This window comes from Shewanella glacialipiscicola, assembly GCF_023283485.1.
Lineage (GTDB): Bacteria > Pseudomonadota > Gammaproteobacteria > Enterobacterales > Shewanellaceae > Shewanella > Shewanella glacialipiscicola.
The window spans coordinates 95976-114795 of the sequence record NZ_JAKILU010000002.1 but is presented as its reverse complement, the minus strand read 5'-3'; the positions used below and the strand labels follow the sequence as shown (position 1 = coordinate 114795).

General features: G+C 49.1%; 5 protein-coding genes. All 5 read right to left on the bottom strand.

The window, feature by feature from the left end; translation table 11 throughout:
• Nucleotides 1-83: 83 nt before the first annotated feature.
• The 5 genes from pfaD to L2717_RS01975 all read right to left on the bottom strand — a co-directional run bounded on the left by pfaD (nucleotide 84) and on the right by L2717_RS01975 (nucleotide 18527).
• Nucleotides 84-1730, bottom strand: a complete 1647-nt coding sequence (gene pfaD / locus L2717_RS01995) for an eicosapentaenoate synthase subunit PfaD (protein WP_220772689.1) — start codon at nucleotides 1728-1730, stop codon at nucleotides 84-86.
• Between the two features lie 114 nt (nucleotides 1731-1844).
• Nucleotides 1845-7799 carry a hotdog fold thioesterase gene (locus L2717_RS01990; protein WP_220772688.1) on the bottom strand — a complete coding sequence of 1985 codons (5955 nt, stop codon included), beginning with the start codon at nucleotides 7797-7799 and terminating at the stop codon, nucleotides 1845-1847.
• Nucleotides 7796-9934 carry a PfaB family protein gene (locus tag L2717_RS01985; protein WP_220772687.1) on the bottom strand — a complete coding sequence of 713 codons (2139 nt, stop codon included), beginning with the start codon at nucleotides 9932-9934 and terminating at the stop codon, nucleotides 7796-7798. Before L2717_RS01985 ends, L2717_RS01990 begins: the two co-directional genes overlap by 4 nt.
• Before the next feature lie 32 nt (nucleotides 9935-9966).
• A complete protein-coding gene (locus L2717_RS01980) occupies nucleotides 9967-17661 on the bottom strand; it encodes a type I polyketide synthase (protein WP_220772686.1) in 7695 nt (2564 codons plus the stop codon).
• Nucleotides 17658-18527 (bottom strand): helix-turn-helix domain-containing protein, encoded by an 870-nt coding sequence (locus tag L2717_RS01975; RefSeq protein WP_220772685.1) that lies wholly within the window; start codon nucleotides 18525-18527, stop codon nucleotides 17658-17660. The genes L2717_RS01980 and L2717_RS01975 overlap by 4 nt, the downstream gene beginning before the upstream one ends.
• Nucleotides 18528-18820 lie beyond the last annotated feature (293 nt).

The window sequence follows — 18820 nt, the reverse complement described above, 5'->3', positions numbered from 1 at the left end:
ATGCACAATTTATTTTAAAAGACAGCCCATTAAAAAAGCCGACACTGATAAGCATCGGCTTTAAAGACGCTTACTGCTAGCGCTTAAAAACGATTCAGTGGTTTCCAGCGCTGTAGCGTCACAGGAATACTTACCCCTTGGGACTGCAATAGGTTTATGCGCGCTTGATACGCCGCGCCCACCATTAAATGTTTGGCTAAATCCACCGCGTTACGGGCTTTATAGTCATCTAAATAACTGCCTTTAGCCCACGCGTTAAATGCACCGAGCGCCGGGCCTGCCCAAATTTGGTAATCCATCTCGCGGCCGATTTCACCAACATTTGACCAGCGGCTCGATAAACCTAAATACCAACGGAAAATCAGCGCCATTTTGCGTTTTGGATTATCCAGCGCACGTTCAATTTGCTTAGGATCGCGCTCATTAAAGTGGGCGACAGTGCCTGTCCAAATATCATCGAGTGATGCGCGGAACACTTGCTCTTCAAGCTTTTTACGCTCGTCCGCAGGGATGGCTTCTATTGAATCGTAACGGGTGTAGATTTCGTATAATTTATTGGCGCGCATCGGGAATAAGGTCCCGCGCTTAACCACTTGTAATTTCACGCCCATTTCGAACATATCCGCCGCTGGCGCCATAGTGACATCGGCCATTTCGGTAGTGGCGAGTAACTTACGCGTGTGTTCGCTCGCGCCCGCTTCAATGCAAGCTTGGTTGATTGAACCTGTGACGATAAACGCCGCGCCCATGTTGAAGGTGGCTAATGCCGCATCGGGTGTACCAACGCCGCCACCAGCACCCACACGGATGGGCGTTTTATATTGATACTTAGCTTGTATTTCATCTTTAAGCGCCAAAATGGTCGGCAATAGCGTGACCAATGGACGATTGTCGGTATGACCGCCTGAGTCGGCTTCGGCGGTGATGTCGTCTGCCATAGGCACAAGTAATGCCATCGCCATTTGATCTTGGCTGATAAGACCGTCACTCACTAATTGCTGCAGAATTTTGGCAGGCGCCGGCTCCATAAACTTAGTTGCGACTTCAGTGCGGCTTATTTTTGCGATGACTTTATTACCAATAACAATCTCGCCGTGCGCATCACGGCTCAAGCCCGCTGCGCGGTAATAGACGATCTGCGGCGTTAAGCCTAAAAATGCTGAGGCTTCGACCGTGCGTACTTTATGTTTTAAAAACAGCTCAACACTACCGCGCTCTAATGCCGGCTCGCTTGGGCTGTGAATTAAGTTAAATGCGTAAGGGCCATTGGGCAGCGCTGCTTGAATGCGGGTAATGGCTGCTTCAACGCGCGATGGAATTAACCCGGCGGCGCCAAAGGAGCATAAAATGCCCGTTTGACCCAGCGCAATAACCAGTTCTTCCGAAGCAATCCCGTTAGCCATAGCACCGGCGTAGTAAGCGTATTTAACGCCGTGAACGCGGCGAAAATTACTGTCACCTAAACTTTGGGTGCCAAGGGCAGGGGCAAAGGCACTAACAGGGTGTGAGCCAAATGGCGCTTGGCTGTCACTGGTGGTCACTTCGGCCGTTTGCGCAATGCCTAAGCCTTTTTCGCTGTGATTAACTAAGTAGCAGGCTTGGGTTAAATCTTTGAGTTTTTTACCTAATGAGTCGATATCAAAGCTCAGCACTGCATCGTTGACTTGCCACGGCCAAGGGCTGAGTTTTTCATTATTGTTATTGAATTGATCTAGAGTATGGCTAGTCATCTTGGGTCTCGTTTTTATTGCCGCTACGTTGTTTTACCTGGGTAAAAGTTCGGGTGTAAAGCCAACGCAGCGGCAGGATTATTTTAAGTGATTCAATAAATAGAATTTAACGCATTAAGCTTCTTCAATACAGATGGCGATATCTTTAACTTCATAAATTCGCAGGCCATCTTTACTCAAGTTGGCATCGCCCATAATGATGCGTTTGCCATTATCGTCTGTCACGCTGGTAATATGTATATCCAGCGACATCTGTTTGTTTAATGGATTAATTTGGCCGCGATACTTCCATTTGATATCTGATAAAATTTGGCCAAATTTAGGGCTCTTAAAGCCCGCACCAAGGTCTTGGTCAATCGCATAGGTTTGCATCAGCTCGATAATCGCTTCAACCCCTAATGAGCCTGGCATTACCGGATCTTGATGGAAGTGGAATTGGAAGAACCAATCACTCGGGTCAATCGTGCGCTCGGCGTATAAATAGCCAAGGCCCGCTTTACCACCCGCTTTCACGATTTCGGCTTTGTCGATAAAGTTAAGCTGACCGCCGGCTAAACGGTAATGCGGCTGACCTTCTGGCGCGTTAAAACTGCGATGCTGTTTATCTAACAGATTGATTTGGCTATCGGCGGCTATGCCATTTTGCACATGCCAAGGCTGTGTGAGCTTGCCGTTGTCTATGCCGAGTTGGTTTTTCAGCGCATCGCCCTTGAAGTAACCAAATACCGCTTTACCTTGGTAGAAAGGCTCGTCATCGCAGCTTAACTCGAAGCTGAAATTCTGGATAATGTTGCTGCCAGCAATCACAGTCGATAATAGACGTGAGTCGTTCACTATGGTTTTGCCGCGTAAATCCACATGGCGCAGCAGCTTACCGCTACCGTCCAAGTTACGGAAAAACAGCTCTTGACCGGGAAAACCCAAGGTGGTGCCCATATAGCCTGAGATAAAGCCATTTGGCTGCAGTGATATTTCCATCAGCACAGAATAGGGCATCACGCTTGGATGGCTGTTTTTATCGTAATACCAAGCATTTGCGGGTACTTCGTATTCGGCAACACAAGATGATGGCTTTTTCAGCTCGCCACGTTTACCGTCAATCGCAATTACGCGGGTAGTGAGCTGTAAATCGCCGCAAGGCGTGCGCGGTGGAATAAAGCCGCGATAGATGTTGAAATCGGGGCCGAAGCAGTTTTCGATATCGCCCGTGGCAAATTCGAACATGTGGTACGGCGTAAATGGCAGGCTATCTGGCACGCGGTTGGCGTACTTAGAACCTGCTGGCGCAATCGGTGCTGGCACATGCTTAAGTGGTACTACGCCTTTATTACTTGGCGCGGTTAAATCAGGTCGCTGCTGCATCAGCGGCGCGGCTAATGATGCTGGCGTTGTCCAAGCAAGCGATGCATTGTTAACTGTGCTGACGGTATTATCCGCAGGGTAGCGGGTGCATTCGGCTTCATCTTTGATCATCACCCCAAGGTTTTGGAAATCCACCACCACTTTGCCATTAAGCAGAATATCGATATTCGCCTTAGCGTAAGGGCGCGGGCTCATGCCTATTTCAGTAACTTCCATACGATAGGTGAGTAGGCCAGATTGCGGCAACACTTGACCACGACAGCGCACTTTTTGCGACGCGTTTTCGAGCGGCTGGAAACGACCGTTTTTGACGCCCCCTTCTTCTGTACTGGCGTGCATCCCAATATGCAGCATAAAAAATTGCAGTAATTGCCCACAGCCTTCGGCCATTAATGACCCCGCCATCACTTGGTCACCCTTAAAATGACACGGGAAATACCAATGATCAGCTTCGAGCTGCTTATGACCTTGTACTGCACCTAAGCCCCACGCGCCGCCATGCACCTCAAGATTGCTGACTTGTTCAATCATCAGGAATTTTTCGGATGCAAAACTTAAGGATGGCTGCAAACCATATTGCGCTTGATGCGCTGCGTGCGCGCCGCCAAAACAGCCGCCGATATCGGCACTGAGCAATTTATGGATTTGGTTGTAATCAAATTGGTTTTGCGCGCAGTTAAGCAGCGGATTAAAGCGCGGCTTATTCGGATTGTTCAATGCAAGGTTGCGAGCTTTGATTTCAGCTTCAGTGTGAATAACGCCTTTGCCGTCGGCTAGCTCTTTGTCAGTAAAGAAGCCCGCACAGCCACCATCCATCTTAAGAATTAATTTATCACCCACGAAACATTCGTAGGAGAAGAAAAACAGTAGGGTATCGCCATTGCGGGCAAAGTGATTGATAGAAATATCGTAGCGCAGGGTGTCGCCGCCGCGCGGTAAGTCGCCAAGGAAGGTCAGGGTGCAATCGAGTAGGCGGTAAACGCGCTCGCCCTTATTCTCAAAATCGATACCTAAATAGCTGATTAACATCAAGTCACATTGGCCTGATTCAACCGCCACAGCCCACGGGATTTGGCCATCAATTAAATACGGTGCATCGACAGGAATGTCGTATTCGGTGGTCATAGTGCAAGGCTGATATTGGTTCATCTGGGCGTTTAATTTTGTCACCCGAGATACCAGTAAATAGTCGGTGGTTGGCAGGCGTACGCGGCGGGCGTAGCTGTCGATAATGGCGTAATCTTGGCCAAATACTTTAGCGATATCACCTTCGGCGTATTCAACTAAATCCGCATAATCCCAAATACAAGGCTTGCTTATCGGTGTTGGCGGTGTGTACTGCGGCACTTTTGCATGATTGGGATAGAGTGCATGGTTTGGATTAGACGCAGCTGGGTTTGCTTCTGAGTTAACAACAGCGGCTAGCTCTGGTGTATGAGCCGATGCATACGCAGGAACGATGGCTTGCTGTTGCACTGTCGTAGTTTGGCCATGGGTGGCTAACTCGCTGGCAATCTGGGCTTTCATCAAAACATCGGCCAGTTTTAAGCCTTCAGCTCGGCTGTGTAAAAAGGCTAAATGTGCTTCACTGGCAAGTTGCTGGTTTCTTAAAAATGCAGCGTCTTTTAGCTCTGCTTGAGCGGCGTTGTTATTGGGCGTGCTTAGGGCATTAATTGGCATGCTGCTTAATGTCTCTTTTTGTTGTTCAGTAGTTTGGCTGCGTGTGGCAAAGCCCTGAGTGCCTTGGTTAGCTATTTGGACCAAATGCTTGCGCTGGCTGCGCGTTGGCAATGCAGTGATGGCTTGGGCTTTTTGCTGTATTGCATCTATGTCCGCCAACGGCGTATCTAGGATATGCTGATAGATATCGCGGCCACCGAGTGTCACTTGTTTAATTAAGTGTTTTTGCTCAGAAAGCGTTAAGTCTTGTTCAAGCCTTTGCTGCAAACTGTGCGCTTGCGTGGCACTTTGGCTGAGCAATAACTGCGAGCATTTACCTTGGCTAAACGTGGCAACGAGTGCGTGCTGCATTGGTTGATGCTGGGGAACATGGTTTTTAAGCTGTAACAGCGCGCTCAACATACTCGCCATACCCGCCGCGGCAAAGCAATGTCCCACAGTATCGGCGGCTTGGCTGCGCTGATTTACACTCGGCAGCTGCGTATTGAGCGCCTCTGAATCGGCAAGTTGCTCAACTGCAACACTGGTTTCAATCAAACTAATTTGGCTGCTATTCACCTTAGTTTGGGTTAACAAGTCATTGCAAATGCGCGCTGTGTTGTTACCTTGCATATCACACATAGCGCCAAACACTTGACCGCTGATGTGACCATAACTGTTGCTATTACTTTGGGTATTGTCAGCGGCAGTGCTTGATTGGGCTGCACTTGATTGTGTTGTAGTGAGCACTAACGCGCCAGCACCCTCACCGACTTTCCAACCAGTATCAGTTGCAGTAAATGCCACTGGCGATACGGCGTTTTTGAGGATCACTTGCTCAAGGCTGCCACTTAAATCGACGGCGGCAATCACCACGGCATCTAAGGACTCTTGGGACAAGAGGTTTTCGGCCACATCGATACAACGGGCGACTGAAAGTTCGGCTGCCGAAATAGTAAAGGCGGGGCCGTTAAAGTCCCAAAGGGATGCGATGCGTGACGCCATGATGTTGCCAATAAAACTGGTGTATTGGTTCAGTTTGGCTGCATCGAGCACGCTATCCATAGCGATTTTTTCAAGGGCAACATACTCAGCTTGTGTGAGTGTTATCCCTTGTTTTTTAAGGCTGTCTGCCAGTTGGGTGTGCAGATTAACGCGGCCACGGAATTGGTGTAATTCAAGCTCGGTTTCCATTGCCACTAATACGGCAACCTTGCCGCCGGGTTTTAAGTTGGCATCACGAATCGCTTCATCGGCCACTTTGATCAACAGCAATTGCTGGGAGATCAAGCGATCGTCTTCATTGGGCGGCACTTTAAAGCGCAGGAAGTCAAAATCGAACTGGTCGATATACGCGCCCTGTGGTACAGCAGGTAAGCCAAAGTTAGCTAAGATCTCAGGATGTTTATCTAAGCCTTTCCAGCGTTTAGCGGGCAGCGGGATAAAGGCATGTTGCTTTGCGCTTATGGTGTTACCCAGTGCATTAATGGAGGATAAAGGGCCGAAGTGCGATGCTAAACCAATGATATTTAATGGCGTGTGCTGGTAACTTACAGTGGCTGCAGGTTGTTCATTCTTTTTGTTTGTATTGGCAGCATAGGATTCCAGCAACAAATGCGCGTTACAGCCGCCAAAACCAAACACGGAAACACCGGCGTGGCGGCGGTCATTGCCGGCTTTATCTGGCCAAACATGCAATTCTGTCGGTAAATTTTTAGCGCTAAATAAGCCCTTAGGTGAGGATATCGGCGCTGATAAGTTAATACTTGGCGGCAGTCGACCCGAGCGCATGGCAAAAATCATCTTCATGATCCCCGGCATGCCCGCGGCGGTGAGTAAATGGCCTAAGTTGGATTTTGCCGAACCGATAAGCGGCACAGCAGAGCCCGCGAGTTTGTCCTCAAAAAAACGCTCCATCGAGGCAAGTTCGACCTTATCGCCAAGCGGTGTGCCTGTGGCATGGCATTCAATCACTTCGATATTGGCAGGCTGAGTATTTGCCGCACTATAGGCGCGCTCGAAGGCTTGCACTTGGCCTTTGCTGTTGGGGCTTAATACAAACTGGCCTTTACCATCGTTCGACAAACCAATGCCGCTAACGACGGCATAGATGTTATCACCATCGCGCTGCGCATCGTCTAAACGTTTTAACACTAAAACCCCAGCGCCTTCGCCGGCGAATAAACCCTTGCTGTTACTATCAAAGGGCGCCGAGATGCCGTGATCTGGATAGGCATGGAAAATTGAGAATCCCATGTTGATAAAGAAAGGGTCCGCGCCCGACACTGCGCCAGCAAGCATCATATCGGCCTTGCCTGTGGTCAGGTAATCGCAGGCGAGTTTGAGCGCATAAACTGAGCTAGCGCAGGCGGCGTCCAGACTTAACTGAGTGCCACCTAAACCGAGTGCATCGCTGACCAGCTTTGAGGCTGTGTGGGCAACGGCGCCATTGGCGACGTTTAATGCTGGCTCGACGTTGAACTCTTTACCCGCATGAGCTTGGTTAAAGTCAGCCAGTTGAAAAGCGCTTTGGTTCAGTTTGTTTTGCAGCGCCTTTTCAACGGTTTGATGATACAGCGGCAAAAATAATTCATTGGAGCGGGCGGTGGGGAACGACAAGGTTCCCATCACGATACCTGTGCGCGCCAGTACGGCATCGCTTGGGGCAATTCCTGCGTCTTGAAGGGCTTTACGACTGCAATCGAGTGCCCATAAAAAGCTTTCATCTAAACCGTCAAAGGCAGACTCAGGCAGTTGATAACCCTTGGCATCAAACTCAAAGTGTTGGATGTAGCCGCCTTTATCACAGTAAAAACGGTCTGACTGACCCTGCACACCTTGATAATCGGCGGGATTAGCATTGAGCTTTTCGCGACTGATTTGGGTGCGTGAGTCTTTTTTATCCAGCAGATTTTGCCAGAAGGTTTGGGGATTATCTGCGTCAGGATATTGAGTCGCGAGACCGACAATCGCAATTTTTGACGCACTTTTTGATGCAATCATAGGCTCGGTAGTTTTATCAATAGTCGAGGAATGCTGAGAACTCACAGGGGTTCTCCTTCTGGTGATACTGCTGATGATAAAGGGGCTGCATTAGCACTTAATGGCTGCATGAGCGGCGCCAGTGAAAGCGGTACTCTGTGGCTTATCAGCTGAGCTAAACACTTGAGTAAGCTGGTAATCGCATCAGCACCCTTGGCATTGCAAGCAATGGCGGCTGTCGCCGCGTTCGCAGTGCTTTGGCTTGCGTGTGCGTGGCTAATTTTATCGATGAGTGTACTGGTTTGCCTATCGGCGCCCACTTCAACAAATAGCCTTGCGCCTTGCTCAGTGGCATTTTGAATGAGTGCACTAAAGTCGAGTGGCGAGCAAAAGGTATCGGCAATCGCGCGGCCAATGCTGTGGCTATCCACGATTACTGGCGCAGTTTGCGCTGCGCTAATAAAGCGGATCGGCGAATACTCGGCATCGGCGTTTAGTGCTTGAGTATAGAAATCTTGTACTTGTCCATGGACTAACATGGCAGGCGCGGTATGCATTGCCGTGACGCGATTGGCGGCAATCCCGCGCTTACCTAATTTGGCAAGTAGGGCTTTACAGCTTGCCTCGCAGCCAGCAATGACAATAGTATCACCTTGAGTGATGGCTAAGTAGGCGCGAGGAAACTCTGGCAATAATGCCTTGATTTCGTTGCTATCAGCGCGCACTACAAAGCTGTTCCACACTATGGCTTCATTATCTGCAAGCTGCCATGCTCGGCGGACAGCGGTTAGCTCACCAGAAATCGCATGGTTGAAAATATCGCTATTTTCAGTGGCGGTAATCATTCCGTGGGGCGTTTGCCACACATCAAGGCTTGCCCACATTGCCGCTTCGCCCATGGAGTAACCGAGCGCCATTTTTGGTTTAATATTAAAGGCTTGGGTTAACAACTTGGTGAATAGGTAACTGGCGCCCACGCCGCTAATCGCTTGTTGACTTAGGCTCATGCCAGCCGCAGTTTTTACATCTGCCGCATAAATCTGCGGTGATTGCAGCATGGCGCTTAAATCGCCTTCTCGTTCTAGCTGGTGATACAGCGCGGGGAAATATTCATGCAAGTTATTGAACATATTGGCGTAAACGGTGCCAACGCCAGGATAAACAAAGGTCAGTCCCGCATCCCCTAGCGGCCTAGCGCTAAAACAACTACCCGCTGGTGTCTTAAAGGGTTGACCATGATGAACAGCATCATTTTCAAGCGCGCCAAGCATGGCTTTGGCTTCAAGTTTTAGGTCATCAATCGATGCCGCCATCAAGACTAACGCCAGTGGCGCGTTGGCATCATAGCGTTCAAACCAAGGTTTGAGCTGTTCAGCATGATAGTCCGTGCCATTTTTTAGTGTGTTATCTATCTGCAATACTTGCGCGATGAGATTATCAATATTGTCACCACTTATCGGCACAAAAAGCCTACTTGTATCGACAAGTGCCTTGGGTGCTAATAGTTGTGTGCCTTGGGTCAGTACAACACTTTGGCAAATATCTGCTTGATTGAGAGTTTTGGTCATTAAACTTTTTGTTATTAAATTCAGACATAAAACCCGCGCTTGGTGTTGGCCGCTAAACCAATAGCCAGCTTGATGATGTGTATCGTCTTTACCTTTTAGCGGCGCTTGTGTTCGTGCCGCTAAGGCCATCACGCCTTGGCGTAGTGCAATAAAGGCCTCGTTCAGCGAGTCAATGATGATTTGATGTTGAACAGTTTGCGCTGGGCTACGTTTTGCTATCGTTAACGCCTCATCGGCAACGCTTGTTATCCCACTGCCAGCGGCAAAGCCAGCTATAAACGCATGTGCGTGTAGGCGCAGTTTGGCGGCGCGTAAACCATCGAGCAAATATAAAGACTGCGGCTGATTGCCATCATCGAATTTAAGTTCAATTAGCTTGCCTTGTTCAATAGCGCTAATCGTGTGACTTAATAATGCGGTGACTGATGTTGGTTCATGTAATGTCGACTGGGCGATATCGGCCGCACAAATTTCTAACCGCTCAAGCTGTTCTAGCTTAGCGCCAGTTTGCGCTAGCTTAGTGCTACTTAATTTGGCGGCGGGGGATTTGGATACGGAGTGAGCTGCAAGATTGGCCGTATCGCCAAGCAACACTGCAATACGCAGTGGCTTGGCAAGCTTTTTTATCGTCATATCAGCTTGGTTGCTGTGTGTGTTGGCTAAGTTCACCCGACCTTTGCCTCTACGTTTTTTGCCACTACAACTTTATTGGCTAAAAATGCATTGTTAAGGCTTTTGCTGACGGTGACTTTGGCGTTGTTCATCTCACAGCTTAAGCGGCCATCTTGATGATATAGCGCGATATGGGCTTCAAGGGCGCGGCCAGAGTGTTTCACTACTTCGAGCACTAGATACCCTTTATCGCCAAAGGCAAACGGCGCATGGGAGATAAACTCACCAATGCTTGATGGCAAACTCGCCGCGCCATATTTGAGTCTCGCCCATACCAGCATCGCCTGCAGCAGCAAATCTTCTGCAAAGGCTTGCGAGCCTTTAGACGTGAGATTAGGCACAAAACTCCCGCAGTCTGCTAACGCTACATGGGGTAGACTCACCTTGGCGACTAAGCTCGCATCGTCAAACTTCACCACAGACTCAATACCTTGCAGTCTTGGGCCGTGGAAAAGCGTACCGTCGCTGTAAAGGCTGCTCGCGGTTGCAATGGCAGAAAGTCCCATCAAACTTTGTGCGTCGAAAGCTTTTGCTTTGCTGTCAGTGGCTAAATCATCAATCGCTGTATCATCAACGACTAGGATGGCCTGATATTGCGGACGACCTTCAAAGCTGATTAAGGCACTGAATTGTCTATTCAAGCACTCATCGGTATCTTTCGCGGCTTTATCCGTTAACGCAATCGGTGCAAGCTCAAGTTCTAACGTGGTGGGGGCTGCACTTTCTAACGCTCCATTTTGTAACACGGCAGTGTCGAAAATAATGCCCTTCAACAGCTTGTAGCTTTGCACTTTGACCGGCTGCTTGAGCACATCAAAGGCGGCTTCACGCATCCACTGAATCGCGCACACAGTGGGTAATACGGGATTACCATTAATGCAGTGATCTTCAATAAAGATCATTGCCTTAGGGTCCAGTGTGCGCTGTAGTTTTACCGTGCCTAGTTTTAGCATGTCGGTCAAAGCATGCGGACCCGACGAGTCAGTGGTCAGATCCGCTTCAGGCTTTTTTAGATTGCTACCTTCAGTTTCTTGCACTTCGTTAGGCGTGTCGTCATGGGGCGCGCTGCCTTGCATGTCCGTACCGACCAGTAATTGTGCGCCTGTGTTGCTCAGTAATTGGCTGGCAAATAACTCAGCACCCGCCTTTAGCGGGATCACATAAACACCGCGATCGATAAACATCTTTTTCAGCGCTGGATTCACCATACCGCCGTCCCACGGCCCCCAATCGAAGCTCATCACTTTAGCGTTTGGTAGTTGCTGTGCCAGTTGTAGTGCGGCTTTGTTGAGTATGTCGTTGGACATAGCGTAATCGCTCTGGCCGCTATTACCGTAAAATCCCGCCGCCGAAGAGAACAGGGCGATCAGTTTTACTTTATCTAAATCCAGTGCTGTAAGTAGATTGCTAATACCAGTGACTTTAGTGCCATAAACCCGTGCTAACTCATCTAAGGTTTTGTCTTGGATGTGTTTATCGGCGAGTATGCCCGCACCATGGATGATGCCAGTTATAGGTGATAACTCAGTGATAGGCACGATAGTGCTGGCGATCGCGTCTGGATTATTAACATCGAGGCTTAAGTACTCTGCGCTGGCGCCTACGGCAGTAAAGGCTTGCAATGCAGATGCAATCTCCAGGCTGCTTTGAACTGGCCAGACTAAAGCATCCACTTGTTTTGGCGTAGGTTTCTCGCCTAGGCTTTGGATGTGGGCAATAGCAGCGGCTTTAAGTTCACTGTTATTTTTACCCTGTGCCCAAGTGGGAATAGCTTGTTGGCTGCTTCTGCCGGCAAGGATAAAGTGCGCCTTACAGCGTTTTGCGAGACTTAAGGCACATTCAAAAGTCACACCTTTTGCGCCGCCAGTAACTAGAATTTTATCTGCACTCGTCAAGTTAGCTGCGCCGTGGCGGGTATCAGCCTTACCTGCAACTAAGGTTACGCGTGTCAGATCCTCACAGATGCCAACTTCTAATAGCTTATCGGTTGCAAATAGCTCAGCGATCACCGCATTGGCCAGTTGCTTGGCATCAAGTGCTGGCGCGATATCTAAGGCACGGCAATGCACGCTTGGCCACTCGTGGCTCAAGGTTTTAGTTAGACCTGCTAATGCAGCTTGGTTTAACTCGCTGTTAGCTATCAGATTATGGTTAAGATAACCAAAACCACCGTCGATACGACTGACGCTGATAAAGCTGCTGCCACTATTGGCAGTTGCTGCTGTTAAAAGCGGTTGTGAGTGTTTGGCGAACAAGAATGCTTGCTCGACCGATGCTTTGGCGGCACTGGACAACACTAAACCTTTCGCATTGGCTGAAGTTTTATGTTGTGGTTGCAGATGAATAAAGCCTGCAACCGTACCTAAGCGTTTGATCTCATTAATCACTGCGCTGATGCTGGCATCGTCAATCGCCGCTAATGTGAAGCTGGCAATGTGGCTATTGAGCGGTGATGCACTGGCTACAAGGCTTTCTGGCGAGCGCACAACCGCAACCGTTAGACCTTGAGCATGCAATTTCTCGGCAAGTACGCCAGCATTGTGACCATCATCGCTAATGATAATGCAGGCATCTTTAGCAAAAACGCGTGTCAGAGTTTGTTGTGCTGATAGTTGCGCTGCTTTTTGCGTTAGCTCAGCCGCCGCTGGCAACTTTTTTAGCACCACCTCGCTATGGGGTGGTAAGTCATGGGGTGGCAAATCGATAACTGGCTCAGCCGCGACAGCGACGTTTACCACATTTGCCGTAGTATTCTGGCCTAGCTTACTTTGCATATAGCCAACGATTTCACCCAAGGTACGACATTCAGCCAGATCTTCAGGATTCAGCTCAGGTAAGCCCGGTAGCTCATCTTGAACTGTGCCTAAAATCTCCACGCGCTTAATGGAATCGATACCAAGATCGGCTTCCATATCCATGGAGAGTTCTAACATTTCAGTGGGGTAGCCTGTCTTGTCGGCAACCACAGCCATCATGGTTTGTTGCACTAAGGCAGCGCTTAAGCCGTTTGCAGCAGGAGTCGTTGGTGCTGTTGGAGAAACTACAACAGAGACCGTTGCGGGTAATTTGCTATTCATATAGCCAACGATTTCGCCTAAGGTGCGACACTCAGCCAGATCTTCAGGATTCAGCTCAGGTAAGCTCGGTAGCTCATCTTGCACTGTGCCTAAAATTTCAACGCGCTTGATGGAGTCGATACCAAGATCGGCTTCCATATCCATAGAGAGTTCGAGCATTTCAGTGGGATAGCCTGTCTTGTCAGCCACCACAGCCATCATGGTTTGTTGGACAAGTGCAGCACTTAAGCCGTTATTTGTTGTCGCGGTAACAGTGACTTGCGCTGCTGTTGTAGATGAAACCGAGCCAGCTGCAACTAGTTTGCTGTTCATGTAGTCAACGATTTCACCTAAGGTGCGACATTCGGCGAGATCTTCAGGATTCAGCTCAGGTAAGCTCGGCAGTTCGTCTTGCACTGTGCCTAAGATTTCAACGCGCTTGATGGAATCGATACCAAGATCGGCTTCCATATCCATGCTGAGTTCGAGCATTTCAGTGGGGTAGCCCGTCTTGTCAGCGACTACAGCCATCATGGTTTGTTGCACTAAGGCAGCGCTTAAACCGTTATCTGTTGTCGCGATAACAGTGACTTGCGCTACTGTTGTAGCTGAAACCGAGCCAACTGCAACTAGCTTGCTGTTCATGTAGTCAACTATTTCACCTAAGGTACGACATTCGGCCAGATCTTCTGGGCTGAGTTCAGGTAAGCTCGGCAGTTCGTCTTGCACTGTGCCTAAGATTTCAACGCGCTTTATGGAATCGATACCAAGATCGGCTTCCATATCCATGCCAAGTTCCAGCATTTCAGTGGGGTAGCCTGTTTTATCGGCCACCACAGCCATCATAGTTTGTTGTACTAAGGCTGCACTTAAACTGCTCGTTGCTGGCGCCGCAGGTGCAACTAAAACTGGTGCAACTTGTACTGTCACCGCAGGCGCAGCAGGAGCATAAGCAACAGGAGCTGTTTGCGCAACAGGCGCAACAGGTGTGCTAACCGCTGGTCTCGTCAGTACAGCCTGAGTAGCTACTGGTGCTCCATTGTGTGCCACTGTCGTTGCAGCAACAGGCGTTGGAACCGTTTGAGCTGGTGCGACAGGACGTGGCTGAGCAACCGCAGGGGTAAAGTTAATCGGCGCATTGTTTAACATCGCCAAGGCCGCTTGGCTGCTACTGCTTTGTAGCTGCATAAAATCGCTATGGCTTTGCAGAGTTTGCGCTTGATGCTGGTGGAACATTTCCATCGAGCGTTGCAGGCTTTCTGGAATGGCAATGCCTTGGCTCGCCATTTGGGCTTGTGCTGTCATCAGTGTCGTGAAAGTATCGCCATATTGCTGCGGGATAGCTAAAAACTGTTGATGTAACTGCGCCGCTTGCGATTGTGCGCTGAAAAATGCCGTTAACGCATCGCCGCTGACGCTTGATGTGCTTAAGCTTAACGGTGCAGACGCTTGTTGTGCGTTATTGTTTAAGCCTTGCGCGATGCCCTGAGATATTTTTTCCACTTTAATAGCTTCCACTTCAACAACCTTCTCTACGATTTTTTCAACGACGACTTCTTTCTCAACAATTTTTTCGACTTCTTTTTCGAGAATTGTTTCAACGATGCGATCCACATATTGCACTTGGCTAGTCACGCTGCCTGTGGCGAGGGATTTAGCCATCTTCGCTTTGGTCGCAGCACTAATATGGTTAGTGGCAGTGAGTTTAATGTTCATTGCTGATGGTGCTTCACGTTCGCCAATCTCTTGTGATGTGACGGCTTGATAGGGGTCAATCTCAGTTAACGCCACACCGGCTACGGCTAATTGAACTGCGGCTAAGCGTAATTGACTGTCACTGTCGCCCTTAGGATTCGGGTTCATGCTGACAAGGCAAAGCTCATTTAAGTGTTCACCTAAGGTATTTTCAACTAACTTTTGCAATATGTTCTTAGGGCCAAACTCAACAAACACACGGGCGCCAGCGTCATACATGGCTTGTAGTTGCTCGCTAAAACGAACCGATTGCAGCATGTGTTGCTTAAATTCTGCTTTAATCGCTTTGCCATCGGTTGGGTGTAATTGACCCGTGCCGTTGGCATAAAGTGCGATTGAAGGTGCGCTGAATTTAGCTTTATCAATCGCTTTGGCAAATGGCTTTTGTGCGTGTCCAACCAATGGGGTATGGAACGCGCCAGAGACAGGCAGGGCAATGGCTTTAAAGCCCAGTTCGCTAATGGCTTTCGCGGCCAGCTGAGTTTGTTCTGTGCCACCTGCGATGACTAATTGTGTTGGCGCGTTGTAGTTGGCAATTTTAACGCCATCAAACTGGGCTAAACAGCTATTGAGTGCATCGATATCATTCTTTTGCTTAAGAATAATGGCGTACATGGTTCCAGTGTCTGCTGCTTTACTCGCGGTATCGCTCGGTTTTTGCGCCATGGCGTGCCCACGGGCGAAGGCCAGTTCGACATAATCAACACTCGAAATCACGCCTGCCGCGCACAGCGCTGACAGTTCACCAAAGCTGTGACCTGCCACCATATCGGGGGCGAACCCCGCTTGAGTTAATAGCGAATATTGCGCCATTGAAAGCGCGCCTATGGCGCTTTGGGCGAACAGGGTATTGGTCAGCGCTGCTTCTTGGGCTTTAATAGCATCAGTATCGAATGCTGGAATGGGGTACAGGATGCTCGATAACGGCGTTTGGTCGTGGTGAGCAAATACCTTATCGCTGGCCATCACTTGTTGGCGCATTTCGGGGAAATGGCAGGCGAGTTCGCGGCCCATGTTCAGGTACTGTGAACCTTGACCGGCAAAAAGGGCGGCCACTTTCTTTGATTCATTCTGAGCCACTAAGGCATGAGAGCGGTAGTTGATACCAGAAGGTAACTGCCACGCCTCGCTTGCACTGGTTTCTAGGTGCCCGCTTTCTAAATGCGCAATCGATTGATTCAATTGAGCTTGTAGCTGAGCGATATCCTTAGCCACAAAACCTAAACGGGCATCATTGTTTGCCAATACGCGCAGCGGATACTGCAGAGCGATATGGCGCAGGTGGGTGTTATCACTTTTGCCTGCGTTGTTACTTTGGCTCAACGCCGCCTTTAACTCGCTAAGCAGTGCGGTTTTATTGGCGGCGGCAAACAATAGCGTTTGCGGCACACTGCGCTGACGGTATTTATCGCCTGAGCTGTGCTCAGGTTTGTATTCTTCTAACACTAAATGAAAGTTAGTACCGCCAAAGCCAAAGGAGCTCACGCCAGCGCGGCGCGGCGTTGCATCGGCGCGCTGAAACCATGGGCGCGTTTCGGTATTTAAATAGAATGGCGAGCTTTCGATATTCAGCTTTGGATTGGGCTTACTGACGTTAATGGTCGCAGGCAATACCTTGTGGTGCAGTGCTAGCGCCGCTTTGATAACTCCCGCAGTACCCGCCGTTGATTTTGTGTGCCCGACTTGGGATTTTACTGAACCTAACGCGATATGTTGATTGGTGTCGTTGCCTTGGGCAAAGACCGATTTTAAACCATTAAATTCAGCCACATCACCTGCGGCGGTGCCTGTGCCGTGGGCTTCAATTAAGCCTATGCTGTGAGGTGCAAAACCCGCGTCGTCGTAAGCACGCTCCAATGCTTTAGCTTGGCCTTCGGGGCGCGGCGCATAAATACTCTTAAACTTACCGTCCGATGATGCGCCAACGCCTTTGATAACCGCATAAATACGGTCGCCATCGCGCTCGGCATCTTCAAGGCGCTTAAGCGCGACCATACCGATACCTTCGCCGATCATCATGCCTTTTGAATCGATATCAAAGGGTTGAATGGTTTCATTGGTGGTGAAGGCAGGTGTTTTTGAGAAGCTCATGTACATGGATGGCGAGTTGTCGGTACAGACGCCACCAGTAATCATCATGTCGCTGCGACCTTCGGTCAGCTCTGTTAACGCCATACGCATAGCGGCAAGCGAGCCCGCGCAGGCAGCATCAACCACACAGTTCATGCCGCCAAAATCAAAACGGTTGGCAATACGGCCCGCAATCACGTTACCTAAGGACCCTGGGAAAGAGTTTTCTTCCCAGTGAATATATTGATCTTGGAATTTTTTGATCAGCATTTCGCTGTCTTCATCGCTCAGGCCGCTGCTTTTGAATACTTTTTTCAATACTGGATATTGCAGGCGCGAGTTTAAGCTCTGACTGATTTTTTGACCACCGCCTACGCCTAGCGTGATACCGATACGATCGCGATCATAATCGGTGGGCAGATTGGCATCGGCAAGCACTTCTTTAGCAACAATTAGCGACAGCAGCTGCGAGGTATCTGTCAGTTCAAGAATATTGGGCGGCAGACCGAACTCCATTGGATTAAAGTCGACTTCAGGCAAAAAACCACCGCGTTTACAGTAGCTTTTGTCGGCTTTACTTTTATCGGCATCGTAATAATCTTCGGCGCGCCAATGGGTGTCAGGGATGTCAGTAATGGCATCGATTTTTTCGCTGATCAAATCCCAAAATTTATTTAAATAGCGCGAGTTGGCAAAGATACTAGCCATGCCGACGATGGCAACGGGCATATCTTTCAAACGTTTGTTGAGCCGTTTATCTTTTTTTGACTCAGTTGCAGAATTAGGTACAGAAGGGGTATGGCTCATAAAGAGTCTCCACGGGTCGACCTGGATACGGTGACCTTGTTTTGGGATCCAGCCGCGCTTGTCTTTGGCGTGCCATGGGCACCGGGAAAACGGGCTAAGAAGGTGTGATAGTTGCGAACGAGCAACTTTCGTAAATGAAACGGCCCATGTCTAAGGACATAGGCGATATATCTATTGGTCGCTTGGGTATTACTGTCTTGATAAATATCGAGATAAATCCAATCACTTGCCGTGTCTATGCCTAATAGCACAGAGCTTGGGGTTTGCTCAGTAAGGTGCGGCGGTATGGTGAGTGACACCACTTGTACCACAGTATCGCCGTCGGTACTGGGCAGTGCCAGCGCCTTGGCCAAGGTTTCTGGATTGACCGTATAGGTTTGGATATCGCTGCCTTGAGTCACAGGCAATTGATTAAAATAGCGTTCGGGTACTTGTGGGGCTTCAAATTCATCGAGTCGCGATATGCCATAACGCTTTAAGCAACGGGCAAGACCAGAGCGCGACACATTGGGGTTAATATAAGTTTGAGTGACGCTGAGTAATCTATCTAAGGTCAGCCTTAACTGGTAACGCAGTCCTACCACCACATATTCTTCCATCGGCGTGAGTGTGGTATTGAGATGGTGAGGAGTGTTTGAACTGTTGCTGATGGATTCGCGTTTACGCCACTTACGGACGGTAGCTTCGGTGATATTTAAAATCTTTGCCAGCTGGCTCACGCTTAAATCCGATTGCTGAATAAAAAGCCGCATTTCTGGCGTAGTGGTGGCGTTGCGATGCCGAGGTGTACTGCCTTTTTTCGCCGCTTGAGTTGTACTCTTTGGAGCGTAAGACGGCGTTTTAGATTGAGCGTCGTGAGTTGCCATTAATAATAATTATCATCCGACATAATCTATTGGGACTGGTAAGCGATTTTTACGAAGTTACCACAGTCAGTCTTTATGAAAAGGGTGGCGCTTGTTGTCAGCTCAGCACTTATCATCAGTGTCATTTAATGGGAAAGCAGGTTACCTGAGGTTTGGGTTCGATACAATCATGTGGGACTGCGAATTGTAGGCTTTTGTGAGCTGAGCCTGTTTTTTGTGCGGTCAGTTAGATGTTGGTTTGTGGTTTTTAGCTTTTAATCCTTTGATAAATTTAACGTAATATTTGTAATGTA

Coding starts and splice junctions, on each gene's coding strand:
- L2717_RS01975 (WP_220772685.1), bottom strand. CDS start 18,527: ATGGCAACTCACGACGCTCAATCTAAAACGCCGTCTTACGCTCCAAAG.
- L2717_RS01980 (WP_220772686.1), bottom strand. CDS start 17,661: ATGAGCCATACCCCTTCTGTACCTAATTCTGCAACTGAGTCAAAAAAA.
- pfaD (WP_220772689.1), bottom strand. CDS start 1,730: ATGACTAGCCATACTCTAGATCAATTCAATAACAATAATGAAAAACTC.
- L2717_RS01985 (WP_220772687.1), bottom strand. CDS start 9,934: ATGACGATAAAAAAGCTTGCCAAGCCACTGCGTATTGCAGTGTTGCTT.